11 protein-coding genes are annotated in these 13,179 nt (G+C 65.3%); 6 read left to right on the forward strand and 5 right to left on the reverse strand.

Annotation, left to right across the window (positions count from 1 at the left end):
* The first annotated feature begins 38 nt into the window (after positions 1-38).
* From ACX80O_RS10820 to ACX80O_RS10835, 4 genes are all read left to right on the forward strand, one after another.
* On the forward strand, positions 39-530 hold the full coding sequence (locus tag ACX80O_RS10820; protein ID WP_459333447.1) for an SRPBCC domain-containing protein: 492 nt from the start codon (positions 39-41) through the stop codon (positions 528-530).
* A 61-nt stretch (positions 531-591) separates the two neighbouring features.
* Positions 592-3,054, forward strand: a complete 2,463-nt coding sequence (locus ACX80O_RS10825; protein ID WP_459333448.1) for an ATP-dependent DNA ligase — start codon at positions 592-594, stop codon at positions 3,052-3,054.
* Positions 3,055-3,118: 64 nt separating this feature from the next.
* A complete protein-coding gene (locus ACX80O_RS10830; protein ID WP_459306168.1) occupies positions 3,119-3,583 on the forward strand; it encodes an SRPBCC family protein in 465 nt (154 codons plus the stop codon).
* 245 nt (positions 3,584-3,828) lie between these two features.
* On the forward strand, positions 3,829-5,310 hold the full coding sequence (locus ACX80O_RS10835; protein WP_459306166.1) for a flotillin family protein: 1,482 nt from the start codon (positions 3,829-3,831) through the stop codon (positions 5,308-5,310).
* Between the two features lie 13 nt (positions 5,311-5,323).
* Here ACX80O_RS10835 and ACX80O_RS10840 read toward each other — a convergent pair whose 3' ends face one another.
* Positions 5,324-7,411 (reverse strand): caspase family protein, encoded by a 2,088-nt coding sequence (locus tag ACX80O_RS10840; RefSeq protein ID WP_459333449.1) that lies wholly within the window; start codon positions 7,409-7,411, stop codon positions 5,324-5,326.
* Between the two features lie 193 nt (positions 7,412-7,604).
* On the opposite strand from ACX80O_RS10840, the gene ACX80O_RS10845 reads away from it, so the two are divergent.
* Positions 7,605-9,266: a gluzincin family metallopeptidase gene (locus ACX80O_RS10845; protein ID WP_459333450.1), complete on the forward strand. Its 1,662-nt coding sequence runs from the start codon at positions 7,605-7,607 to the stop codon at positions 9,264-9,266.
* A 37-nt stretch (positions 9,267-9,303) separates the two neighbouring features.
* Here the strand turns inward: ACX80O_RS10845 and ACX80O_RS10850 are convergent, their stop codons facing one another.
* The 4 genes from ACX80O_RS10850 to ACX80O_RS10865 form a co-directional block, all read right to left on the reverse strand.
* Positions 9,304-10,131 (reverse strand): caspase family protein, encoded by an 828-nt coding sequence (locus ACX80O_RS10850; protein ID WP_459306160.1) that lies wholly within the window; start codon positions 10,129-10,131, stop codon positions 9,304-9,306.
* A gap of 74 nt (positions 10,132-10,205) precedes the next feature.
* Positions 10,206-11,315, reverse strand: a complete 1,110-nt coding sequence (locus ACX80O_RS10855; RefSeq protein WP_459333451.1) for a GTP pyrophosphokinase — start codon at positions 11,313-11,315, stop codon at positions 10,206-10,208.
* Positions 11,316-11,384: 69 nt separating this feature from the next.
* Positions 11,385-11,705, reverse strand: coding sequence for a hypothetical protein (locus ACX80O_RS10860; RefSeq protein WP_459333452.1), 321 nt, complete (start codon positions 11,703-11,705; stop codon positions 11,385-11,387).
* 61 nt (positions 11,706-11,766) lie between these two features.
* The gene (locus tag ACX80O_RS10865; protein ID WP_459333453.1) at positions 11,767-12,126 is read right to left on the reverse strand and encodes a hypothetical protein; all 360 of its coding nucleotides are present in this window, start codon (positions 12,124-12,126) and stop codon (positions 11,767-11,769) included.
* Between the two features lie 78 nt (positions 12,127-12,204).
* Between ACX80O_RS10865 and ACX80O_RS10870 the strand changes: the two genes are divergently transcribed.
* Positions 12,205-13,104, forward strand: coding sequence for an alpha/beta hydrolase family protein (locus tag ACX80O_RS10870; RefSeq protein WP_459333454.1), 900 nt, complete (start codon positions 12,205-12,207; stop codon positions 13,102-13,104).
* The last annotated feature ends 75 nt before the right edge of the window (positions 13,105-13,179 follow it).

Below are 13,179 nucleotides of genomic sequence, written 5' to 3' on the forward strand. Positions count from 1 at the left end.
GTGAACCAGTGTTTGGGTTCCGCCGATACGATGGCTTGGTGAATCCTGAAAAAGCCCAGCCCATGGTCGCCAAGACGACAGTCGACGGGAAGCCGGCCCTCCGGTTCGAGATGCGGTACGACTTCCCCGCAGCAGTGCTGTGGAAGCACCTGACGGACCCACGCAAACTCAAGTACTGGTTCCCCTGCGAAATGGACCTGTTGCCACGCCGGGGTGCCGAGGTGACCTTCACGTTCCCCGGGGAGCGGCCCACGAAAGGCAAGGTCCTCGACGCTGAGAAGCCGCGGCTCCTCGCCTACACCTGGGACCGTGAGGTGCTGAGCTGGGAGCTTGAGAACGACGGCGATTCCGGTTGCCTGCTCTCCCTGACCAACACCCTGCAGGATCCGGAGGCGGCCGGCAACTCGGCAGCGGGTTGGCACTTCACGCTGATCGGCCTCGACGACCTGCTGAACGAGCGGCCGCTCGGGCAAAACCCCGCCGACTGGGAGCGGCTGGTGGCCCAGTACCAGGAGCAGTTCAGCGACTGACCCCGGGGTGGCTGGTCTCCCATGGGTGGAGTTTGGTGCCATTCCGGACAAGACTGGTCCAATGGGTTCCAGTAAAGGCCAGCTGCAGCAGACCGTCACTGTGGACGGGCAGCGCCTTCGGCTGACCAACCTGGACAGGGTGATCTACCCTCAGATCGGCACCACCAAGGCTGACGTCCTCGCCTATTACGCCGCCATTGCCGGGTACCTGATCCCGCACGCCCGCGACCGCCCGGTCACCCGCAAACGCTGGGTCAACGGGGTGGGGACGGCCGAGAAACCCGGTCAGGTGTTTTTCCAGAAGAACCTCGAACAGTCGGCACCGGTCTGGGTGCAACGCCATCCGATTGCCCACACGGACCATGTCAACCTGTACCCGATGGTCAATGACCTGGCCACCTTGACCTGGTTCGGCCAGATTTCCGCCCTGGAAATCCATGTACCGCAGTGGCGGTTCGGGGTTGACGGGGAAATCAGCAACCCGGACCGGCTGGTGCTCGACCTTGACCCGGGAGAAGGGGTCAGCCTCGCGGAGTGCGCCGGGGTTGCCCGCGACGCCCGCGCAATCCTGGAGGATATGGGTCTCACGCCGTACCCGGTCACCAGCGGGTCGAAGGGCATCCACCTCTATGCGGCGCTGGACGGCTCCCAAACCTCCGACGAGGTATCCACGGTGGCCCACGAGCTGGCCCGCGCACTTGAAGCCGACCACCCCGACCGGGTTGTCAGTGACATGAAGAAGTCCCTCCGCGGCGGCAGGGTGCTGGTCGACTGGAGCCAGAACAACCGGAACAAGACCACTGTGGCGCCATACTCGTTGCGCGGCAAACTGCTCCCGACCGTCGCCGCCCCCCGTTCCTGGGCGGAACTGGATGACCCCACGCTGGCGCAGATTGACTACCGGCAGATGATGGACCGGGTGCATGAGCTGGGCGACCTGCTCGCAGGACTCGACGACCGACCGGCGGAAGGCCGGAACGACGACGACGCCACGCCGGGCGATGGTGCAGGTTCCACCGACCGCCTCCACACCTACCGTTCCATGCGCGACGTCGCGAAAACGCCGGAACCCATCCCCGACGGCGTGGGTCATGCCGGCGGCAACCGGTTCGTCATCCAGGAACACCACGCCCGCCGGTTGCACTACGACTTCCGGCTGGAGCGCGACGGCGTCCTCGTCTCCTGGGCGGTGCCCAAGGGTCCCCCGGACACCCCGGACACGAACCATCTCGCCGTCCAGACCGAAGATCACCCGCTGGAATACTCAACCTTTGAGGGCACCATCCCCAAAGGGCAGTACGGCGCGGGGGAGATGTACATCTGGGATTCCGGCACCTATGAGGCGGAAAAGTGGCGTGAGGGCAAAGAGGTGATCTGTACCGTCCAGGGCCGCGACGACGGCGGGCTGGCCCGCAGCGGCAGCGCCGTCCGGCGGTATGCCCTGATCCACACCGGGGCCGGCGGGAGTTCGGGCGAAAGGAACTGGTTGATGCACCTGATGAAGGACCAGGGGTCTGACCACGGTTCGGGGGTCAAACCCCTGGCGGCCAACAACGAAACACCGCCAGACCTCACGCCGATGCTCGCCACATCGGGGACCAACGCTGACGTGACCGTCGGGGACGACTGGGCGTTTGAAATGAAGTGGGACGGGGTCCGGGCCATCGCCACGGTCACGCCCGACGGAGTGCGCCTGACCAGCCGCAACGGCAACGACATGACCCTCCTGTATCCCGAGCTCGCTGACCTGGGCGATTACGTCAACGGGGAGAACGCAGTGCTGGATGGGGAAATCGTCGCCCTGAACACGTCGGGGCGCCCTGACTTCGGACTCCTGCAGAACCGGTTCAACCTCACCAGGAGTGCGGAGATTGACGCTGCGCGGCGCAAGGCGCCGGTGCACTTCATGGTCTTCGACCTCCTCCACCTTGACGGAAATTCGCTCCTGCAACTGCAGTACGACCAGCGCCGGGAAATCCTCGAACAGGCAGTCGACACTCCCGCGGACGGCCATATCCAGGTACCCCCGGCCCTGGACGCCACCCTTGAGGAAGCAGTAGCGGCCAGCCGTGAACTGGGGCTTGAGGGAGTCATGGCGAAGCGCACCCACGGCACCTATGCTGCCGGACGGCGCTCCCGGAGCTGGATCAAGATCAAACACCAGCTCACCCAGGAAGTGGTGGTCGTCGGATGGCGGCCGGGGAAGGGTAGCCGGGCGCACAAGGTTGGGTCCTTGCTGGTCGCCGTGCCCGACGGCGTCGACCTGAAGTATGTTGGCCGGGTCGGGTCAGGGCTGACCGAACGCGACCTTGCGGAAATCGGGTCCCGGCTCCGGAAAATGTCCAGAAAAACTGCCCCGCTGGCCGACGTGCCAGCGGCCGACGCGTCGGACGCGCACTGGGTACGCCCGGCGTTGGTTGGGGAGGTCCAGTTCAGTGAACGGACCGGCGCCGGAAAGCTGCGGCACCCTGTGTGGCGCGGTTGGCGCCCCGACAAACTGCCGTCCGACGTCGTCGAAACCTGATGAGCACGCTTCATCGGCTGCATCCAGCAGCACACTTATCCAACACCATCAAAGGAGAACAAGAATGAGTGACAAGACCATCACCGCAACCCGCGTCATTGACGCAGCAGCAGACGCCATCTTCAACGTCCTGTCCAACCCCGAGCGACATGCGCAGATCGATGGCTCAGGCATGGTGCAGTCTGACGAGAAGTCCGACCGGATTACTGCTGTGGGACAGATGTTCACCATGAACCAGCACTGGGACAAGCAGGGCGGCGACTACAAAACCGACAACCATGTGGTGGGTTATGACCACAACAAGCTCCTGGCCTGGAAGACGGCCGAGGCCGGCACCGAACCGGCGGGATGGCAGTGGGTGTGGGAGCTGACGCCGCAGGGCCCCGACTCCACCGAAGTGACGCTCACCTACGACTGGAGCAGCGTCACCGATTCGGCGGTGCTCAAGCGGGTGTCGTTCCCCGCTGTGTCCGCCCACGACCTTGAAGCCTCGCTGAACAATCTGGCTGCCGCAGTGTCGGAGGCCTAGCCTTTCCTGCACTGCTCGTCGTCGGGCTGCCGCTCTCGCAGTGAGAGCTGCGGCCCGACGGCGTCGCTGGACCCCTGAAGCCTCTACGGTCCGGGAACGGGTCGTGTACGGTCCATAGGGTGGCGTCCGACACATGACGGGCGGTGGGGGACCGCACGGGCTCTCCAGTGATCACCCAGCCAATTCGGCCGGGCACTGGAACTTCCGGCCACTCAACCTTATTGAATCCCACAGAAGGGGCTGTAGTGGACCTCAGTCAGTTTATTGTTGTCGGCATTGTGCTTGCCGTGCTGGTGGTGTTGGCAGTTGTCGCCGCCATCGTCGCACGTCTCGCACTGCGGATTGCAAGCCCGTCCGAAGCACTGATCATCACCGGCAAAGGCAGCCAGGAAAGCCAGCGCGTGGTGTTCGGCCGCACATTCATCAACCCGTTCAGCCAGCGTGCGTTCTCCATTTCGCTCGCCTCACGCCAGGTAACCCTCCAGATTGAGGGCATCTCCAAGAACGGCATCAAACTGCGGCTCACCGGCGTCGCCCAGATCAAGGTCGGCGGCGACGAAGAAGCGGTCCGCCGGGCGGCCCAGCGATTCCTGAACCAGCAGGACCAGATCGACCATTACACGCAGGAAACCCTTTCCGGTTCGTTGCGTTCCATCGTGGGCACACTGACCGTGGATTCCATCATCAAGGACCGCGCTTCCTTCGCCAAGAGCGTCAAGGAAGAGGCCGAGCATTCGATGCACAACCAGGGCCTGGAGATCGATACCTTCCAGATCCAGTCGGTCGACGACGACTCCAGCTACCTGAAGAACCTCGGCCGTCCCGAGGCGGCCCTCGCAGAGAAGCAGGCGAAGATTGCTGAAGCGAACGCGGCGCAGGAAGCCGCCGAGGCTGCCGCGATTGCCGACGAGCAGGTGGCGCTCGCCGAGCAGCGCCTGGCCATCCGCCGGGCCGAGCTCAAAGAGGTGGCTGACGCACGGCAGGCCCAGGCCGACGCCGCGGGACCACTTGCCGCAGCCGAGCAGCGCCAGTCGATTCTGGTCAAGGAGCAGCAGGTTGCTTCGCGGCAATCCGAGCTGCGTGAACGTGAACTGGATATTGAGATCCGCAAGCCTGCCGACGCCGAGAAGTACCGGGTGGAGCAGGAAGCCGCGGGTAAGCTCGAGCAGCGCAAGCGTCAGTCGGAGGCCGATCAGGTTGAGGCTGAAGTGGCGCTGACCAAACGGCGCCTGAGCGCCGAGGGTGACAAGGTCACCGCCGAGGCGGAGGCCGCAGCGAACACCGCGCGCGGTAACGCAGCGGCGTCAGTGACCCGAGCCAACGGTGCAGCCGAGGCGGAAATCATTGCGCTCCGCGGTCAGGCGGAGGCAGATGTGGTCCGGCAGAAGGGAATTGCTGAGGCCGAGGGAATCGAAGCCCAGGCCAAAGCCTACGAACAGTTCAACGAAGCCGCCATTCTCAACAAGGTGATGGAAATCCTCCCGCAGATCGCGCGGGAAATCGCCGCCCCGATGGCGGGAATCGACAACATGACGGTCATCTCCAACGATGGTGCCACCCAGTTGAGCAAGAACGTATCCGGCGGGCTGCAGGAGACCTTCCAGCTGCTCAAGGACACCACCGGGCTGGACGCCGTCGCGATGTTGAAGAACTGGGGCGGTGCCAAGGACGGTGCCACCCCGGCATCGGCATCGCCGACCGAGAACACTCACCCGGCTGTCGTCTAGCTGTCCAGCGGTTTCATCCCTCAATGAAATCGGCAGTTGCCCGTAGGAAGGATGCCGCCGCACGTGCGCGTGCGGCGGCATCCCCCGGGGCGGCAGCCACAAGCTGACCCGCCGGTCCGGGCGCAGGGCGGAGACCCTGCCCCTCAAGCGCCGGCACGGCCAACGGTGCCGTCAGCGGTGCCAGGAACGTCCTGGTCGCCGCGGCGGTCACGCCGTAGAAGTACGGATTTTGCCGTGGTTGATGGGCGAATGATTCAAGCACCTGCGCCAGGAAATCCGCGTTGGTGATCTTCTCGGCGCTGGGGACCAGCAGCAGGCTGGCCGCGGCGGTGAAGTCGCCGTGCCCACCCGTCTCGTAAGCCACCTCGTCGGGCTGACAGGCGCTGAAAAGCAGCTCCCGGGCGTTGGCGCGCCGGAGCGTACTCGTGGCGGAACCGCGCCGCAGCCTGAAATTCCTGGTGGTGGTCTCATCTGGCACGAGGAACCGGGCCCGCCGCCCATGATCGGCCGCCTGTTGCGCTCCATCAACGACCGCGACGCCGAAGGACGGTAACAGCCGGGTGCCATCGCCAGAATGGCAGGAATCGAAGAAGCCTGTCAGGCTCACGCCGTCGGGCAGCAGATCGAAAATCTCCCCGAGATCGTCGTCGATAATCAGGTTCCCGCCCTGGAAATCCACCGGGCAGAGGGCCTCATCGTGCAGTTTCTCCTCGTTTCCTGCCTCCTTTTCGTCGCCGTCGAGATCGTCGACGTAGGTCCCGTGACCTGCGTACTGCACCACCAGCACGTCCCCGGTGGTGCTGCGGGTGACCAGATCGAAAATCCCCTGGAGGATGTTGACCCGGGTGGCCTGGGCGTCAAGGAGCGTGGTGACATCGAACCCAACCGATTCCAGGTGCTTGCCCCAGGCCTGAGCGTCGGCCACACAGCCATGAAGCTCGCTGCCGGGAGGATAAGCGTTGATCCCGATGCACAGGGCACGGCGGGTGCTCACCGGCGGGTCCTCGCGGGTGATGGACGCTACGGCCCAGGGTTCGCTCGCCGCCCGGGTGCCGAAGGATTTCGGCTTCTTCCCGGTGATCCGGCGGGCAACACTTTCCATGGTCGAAGAATTGTCGTCAAAACCCCCATGCGAGGTTGCAGTGCTCCGGCGGGTCTCAGGCCCACCCTCGGTCACCGACCAGACCACCTCGGCTTTCGCCTTGGCGCCATCCGTATTGAAGAACTTCCGCAATTCCGGGTCCGCGTTGACGCACTCCTGCAGGCCGAGGATCGGCGTGAATTCCTCCTTCTCGAAGGACGCCCGGACCAGATAGAGCAGCGACTTGCCGTACCCACCCGGGCAGGTGTCGGTCAGTTCCGTGTCCTGCGTCATGGTGAACATGGCCAGGGACTTGATGCCTTTACCGGTCTCCGGGGCAAGCATCGCCTTGAAGGTGTCCGTGCGGACAGCCGGAGCCAGCAGGCTCACGGTGGTGAACTCCGGAACGCCGGCCTTGAGTGCGGCTGGCACAAAATGGGAGTGGAAGATGGAACCGGCGCTATGCCCAACGGCGTGCACGGTGGTCTGGGGATGGGCTGACATATACTTCGCCAGTGCTTTGGCGACATAGAGCGCCCCGCCTCCGGGCGCTGACGCATCTTCGGCGAACTGCTTCATCTCGCCCCAGATTTTCTCCCCGTTGGCCGCCCTCGCCAAGAGCTCGATCGCCCTGTCCTTCATATCACCGAGCACCCCGCGGGCGCCGGGCAGTGAGCCGAACACCGCGTCGAGGAAGCCGGTCTCCCAGACGAAGAAGATCGGATACACGCCGATCGATTTCCACCACTCGCTCTGCAGATGGGCTGACCGCAACCCGGCACCCTCGCTCACCAGGCCGCCGTGGGCGTACAACATGATCGGTACAGCTGAGTCCGCGGGAGCGAAGGCGGGAAGATGCCGCTCGAAAATGGCGTCCACGTCCGCGGCGGTGGTGCTGGTTTCCCCGCCCGTGGAGAACCTGCCGCGGGTGAGGTTCACGATATGGGGCTTGAGGGCTGCGATCTGCCCGGCACTCAGCCCTGAGCCGCGTGGGACGGTCGCGGCGGTGGGGGTACTCATTGCTACTCCTTGGTGAGCGGTTCGCTTCGGTAGCAGTGCCACGGCGACGGCGACCGCACAGGACGCAGTATCCGCCGGGGCGCGTTACCGGGGTGTTACTGGGGCTGATCCTTGACGGCCGCGCCGCGGAGGTGGATATTGCAGGTAGCTGCCCAGCAGGCCATCAAGCATCACGGGCAGGCCGGAGGAGGAGGTGCCGATTGTGGGCGTGATGCTCGGTCCAGGGAGCCACACCGGGGAGCTGCGCCCGCTGACCATCCTCGCCGAAGGTCCCTTCACGCTGGGCCCCGATGGTCCCATGACGACGATGCTCAGGGTGCCCGTCGAGCGTATTGGCGTCGGCCCACGCAGCGCCCGATTCGACGTCGTCGTCCGCGGTCCCGAGGGCAAACCTCTGGACCTGCTCCTCGGGGAGGACGCCGACCCGTGGATGCTGATGGACGAGTGCCCGCCCCGCGATCTGGGGGAGCTGCTGGCCAACCGGCGGTTCCTCGCGCAACACACGTACGCAGTGGCAGCGTCGACCCTCGCGGCGTTTGAGTCCACCCTGGGACGCCGGATGGGCTGGCCCCGCGGACGGCGACTGAAAATCCACGCCTACGATACGGTGCCCTACGCCGACTCCGGATACGACCGGGAGGAGGGAGTGATCAGGTTTGGGCATCGCAGGGATGGCCGGGAGCGGTTGTCCGTGCCCCTGGCGTTGTACCGGGACCTGGTGGCCCATGAGGTGACACACGCCATCCTCGCCGGCTACCGGACGCGCTGGTCGGATCAGTTCGCGTCACTCGACCAGTTTGCCCTGCATGAGGCGATCGCCGATCTGGTGGCCATGCTGTCGGTGTTCTCGTCAGCGGACCGGGTGGAGCAGTTGCTGGACCCGCTGGGATCCGGGGCAACAGATCTGGCGGGGCTGGATGAGCAGATCCTGTTGAGCGGTCTGTTCAGTTTCGGGGACGGGCTCTTCTCGCACGGCCCGGCACGCCAGTCCATGCGGACTCCGGTATCCGGCGACTGGCGGACCCTGCCGGATCCGCATCGACGAGGCGAACCGATTGTTCGGGTGATCCTCAACGTGGTGGCACGGCTCTGGAAGGTCCGGCTGGACCAGCCCGGTGGACGATCAAGTCTGTACCAGGTGGCGAAATCGGGGGCGAAGGTGGGCGAGCAGGTGCTGGCCATGCTCATTCGCGGACTGGGCTACATGGCGCCGGTGGACGTGACCTGGACCGACCTCCTGCGGGGCATCCTGTCAGCCGATCTGGTGCTGGTGCCTCAGGACCGGTACCGCTACCGGCAGGTGGTGCGGGACGCCTTTGCCGAAGTGGGAGTGACCACGGACCCTGACGAGCAGCTCTCCGGGACGGGTGCCATGAGCAGCCTCAGGTATCCCGTGCGGCTGTCGGCGTTGGGAACGGACCCGGAGGAGATTGTCCGGTTCATCTGGGAGAACGGCGACCTGCTCCGGGAAACTGCGATGGACGAACGGCATTCAATCACCGTGGACCGGGTGCGTCCGAGTATCAGGGTCAGTCCCGACGGGTTCGTGGTGTCGGAGATCGGCGCCTCGTTTGTGCAGGAGTTCACCATCGGACGAACTGAGATGCGCCGCCTGGGTCTGACCGGCCCCGGGCCGGTCACGGTCAGGGGTGGCGGGTTGCTGCGCTTCGACGAGGGGGGCCACCTCTGTTACGCGGCGTTGAAACCGGTCTACGACGCCCGGCGGCAGCAGGACATCCGGGAGGCCAAGAGCCGTGACGCGGCGATGCTCGCGGAGATTACCGCCGCTGCCGGATCCCGGGCCGGCGGCGCAGCGGAGAAGCTCACGTTCCACCGGCAGGGTCGTGGACGGTAGCTGGTCCGTGTCTCGGTGTATTGCCTAGGTGTATTGCCTAGGGCGCAGTGCCCCACGCCAGGCTTTTGGCTGCCGCCGGCGCCTCCAGCTGGGCCCGTTGGGTGAACCGCCCGCCGCGCAGGTCCGCGCTGACCCGCTTCAGGACTTCCCGGCGGCTCTTGGTCGGGTCGTCCCTGAGTGCCTTGAGCAGGAAATAGCTGAAGGCACCGCTGTACCGGCCAGAGAAGTCGGCGTCGGCCGCCGTTTGATCCGATCGGCAGGCCGCGAAGAGGACGGGTTTGGCTTTCGTGTCTGACCGCACCAGGTCGCGGAAAGCCCGCGGATCCGCCGATTCCGTCAGTTCGAGACCGAGCGGGGTGGGTGGCGGCACGAACCGCGGCCGCCGGGTGGGCAGCAGGTCCAGTGCCCTGAGGCCGGAGCCGCTGTGGCAGGTGTCGAGAACGACGTCGAGCAGGGCACCGTCGGGCAGGGTGCCCAGCAGGTCGTGCAGTTCGTCGTCGAGAATCAGCGTGGCGGGGTCCCACTGGTCGCCTTTTTGCCGCATGTCGAAGGTGACAAAGGCTTCGTCGGCGCCATCCGGTTCGTCCGCTGACGCATCGAGAACCTGGGTGCCGTGGCTGGAGAAGGTGAAAACCAGGTGGTCACCCGGCTTGGCCCGTTTGATCATCGCCTGCAGCTTCCCGACGACGGTGGCCTTCGTGGCCTTCGAATCCAGCAGCACCGTGACGTTCCGCTTCGCGAAACCGTACTGGCCGGTGAGCAGCGCGGAAAAGTCTTTGGCGTCGTTGACGCAGCCGTTGAGCCAGCCGTTGGTTGGAAGGTTCTCAAACTTATTGATGCCGACACAGAGTGCGTATTTGGACATAGCGTCGTTCCTCCCACGGGACCTGCCTCATCGCAGGTACGCCGCAACCTAGCGGGTGCAGTGTTACTGCTGCGTTACTGGCTGGTTCCGAGCGCCCGGTAGGTGGCCATCTGCCGATGCCGGCGCTGCAGGCTGTCGCGTCGCGGCGAGACGGCGGTGTCCGCGGCCTCGGCGGTCAGATCAATGTGGCGTTCACCGTAATGCCAGAGGAGAACGTCGTCGAGCAGCCGGTCCGGGCCCGGCGAATACCGGTGGTCCAGGGCGCGGCGCACTGAGGTGATGGTGTCCGCCTGGAGCAGCGAGGCGAGGGCCGTCGTCGTCGTCAGTCCGTGGGCAGCGAGCAGTTCGGCCGCCCAGCCCCAGTTGTCGTCAGACTTCCGGTCGACGTGCGGGAGGAGGGTCTGCCAGACGTCCCGCACCCGGTTGGGGGTAAGCGGGGCACTTCCTTCGCCGTCCTCGTCCCAGAACCCGGTGACCGTCTCATACCGTTCGTGGAGTTCCGCGAACGCCGACTCCACCGATTCGAGCATGGCCGCGGTACCCGTGAACTGCCGATCAAAGTAGGGGCTCCAGGCGCGCGGGTTGGAGGCCTTGAACCTGATGTCGTGTTCGATTTCCGACCAGGCGTGCGCCAGCACGGTGCGGATCTGCACCTCGAGCATGTAGCTTCCGCCCGCTTTCGCTGCAGGGTCAAGGGCCCGCTGGTACTCCTTCACGGCGTCGCTCTGGATTGTTCTCAGGATCAGGTGCCGGCTCGAGTAGCCGTAGGTGCCGGATTCGATGGTGCCGATGTCTTTTTCGCGGTCACCGCGGCAGTCGAATTCCTGGCGTTGCCGCTTGATCAGGTTGGCTGCAACGTCCACTTCGTGTGGCAGGGTGGTGATCACCCGGACCCCGACGACGTCGGTCAGGTTGCGCAGCGGATCAGGGAACACGAGGGTGGGGAGGTCCCCGGGAACGGCTGCAGCGAGCATCCGTGAGGCCTTGTCGCGGAATGACTGGACGGTTTTGGTCCGGGCGGTAACGAACAGGGGGCTCAACTCGGAGCCGACAAAAATCTCCTGGATCCCTGCCTGCATCTGCCGGGTCACCTCTTCAAGACGCGGGCGCACACGTTCGAACTCGCGGGTGCTCGCTTCCACCGCGGGGCGGAGACGGTCATCCAACTGATCCCAGGCGCTCATAAAGACTCCTCCGATGATGGCTTCAGGCCATCCTATCGGCCGGGTCTGACAGTCCTGGTGAAGGTTCGGTTAGAGGGGGCCACCGATCTGGCCCTGGCGGGCGGCGGTCGGCATGGAGTGGCTGTCGATGGGCCGGTCGTCGTCTTGGGTGGTCGCCTGCCGGGTGTCGTAGCTGCGCGCGGTGTTCAGGTCGCGGGATCGCATCCGCAGCCCGGTGATCACCAGGAACAGCCCGCCCAGCAGGAGGAGGGCTCCCACAGTGAACGGCGAAATCGTGGCGCCGTCGGCGGTGCCGTTGAACACCTCAAACAGAGCCGTGGGTAGGACGAAGATGGTCGCTACCAGAGCGATGCCGCCGGCGATGAGCCGTCCGGTTCCTGAGGTGTTCATGGTTCCCCCTTGATTGGTCTGTCCATTCAAGCACCAGGGTCACCCCAACGGAAGGGATGGGTTAGAGCGAACCGAGATCCCCGGCACAACTACCGCTGGAAATTTGGGGGGTATGGATCACCCCGGTACCACCGCGAGCCCCTGCCTTGACGCCGCCCTGCCGCGTCGTATGGCTGGGTGCGTCGTAACTGAGGGAATCGTAGGTGCGAGGGGAATGAAGTTCTCGTGATCGACTCAGCAAGCCACTGAGCACCAGGCAAATGCCGCCGCCCAGAAGGGCCAATCCCAGAGCGAAAAGCGCGACAACGGCACCCTCAGTTGTTCCGACGAAGACCTCGAACAGTGCCGACGGCAGGATGAATATCGTCGCGACTAGCGCTATCGAGCCGGCGACGAGCCGCCGGGTTCCTGTGCTATTCATGGTTCCCCCTTGATCGGTTTGTTCATTCAAACATCGGGATGACCGCAAGGGAAGGGCTGGTGCGGCTACGCTTCCGGTGTGGACAACCTATCCCGACGCACGCTGCTGGCTGCAGCTGGCACCCTTTTCGCCGCTACTGCCGCAGCAGCACTCGCAGGCTGCGCCCCCGGTGCACCCGCCGGCCCCACCCAGAATCCTGAGGACCCTGTGACACCGCAGCGCTACACCTATGGGGACGATCCGAGCCAGTTCACCGAGCTGTACCTCCCGGTGGGCCAACCCAGACCCGGCGTCGTCATCATCATTCACGGCGGCTACTGGGGCGCCGGCTATGGACTGGACTTGGGCCAGCCCCTTGCCGAGGACCTGGCGTCCCGCGGTTATGCCTGCTGGAACCTCGAGTACCGGCGGGCCGGCAACGCCGGTGGCTGGCCGGAGACCTTCGACGACGTGAGCTCAGGGATTGACCTCCTCGCGACGGCGGCAGCGGAGCACAGTCTCGATCTGGGCAGGACGACGGCGCTCGGCCACTCTGCCGGAGGCCATCTGGCGGTCTGGGCGGCCGGGCGGTCGACGCTTCCCGCCGGTGCGCCCGGGGCCGGGACGCCGCTGGTGCCGTTGACCGGCGTCGTCAGCCAGTCGGGTGTCCTGAACCTCGCCGAGGCAGATGAGCTGGGGCTGGGCGGGGGAGCGGTGCGGAACCTGTTGGTCGTTGATCCTGACGAGGACCCCGAACGGTACCGGCTCGCCGACCCGATGACGGCGATTCCCCTCACCATTCCGGTGCTGGCCCTGCACGGGGAGGAGGACTCTACGGTGCCGCTTAGCCAATCGGAAAGCTATGTGACCGCTGCGGATGCCGCTGGAGCTGACGTGGAGTTGATCATGATTCCCGGCGATCACTTCGCCATGATCACGCCCGGAACCGACGCCTGGACACAGGTGGTGCTGGCGGTGGATCGGCTGATGGTGCCGTAGCAAACGTAGCCCGCCCGGTCCCGCAGCGGGCCGCAACGAATTACTGTTGATCAGCGTTCGGGGATACCGTAATCA

The sequence above is a fragment of the Arthrobacter glycogeni genome (assembly GCF_054511155.1).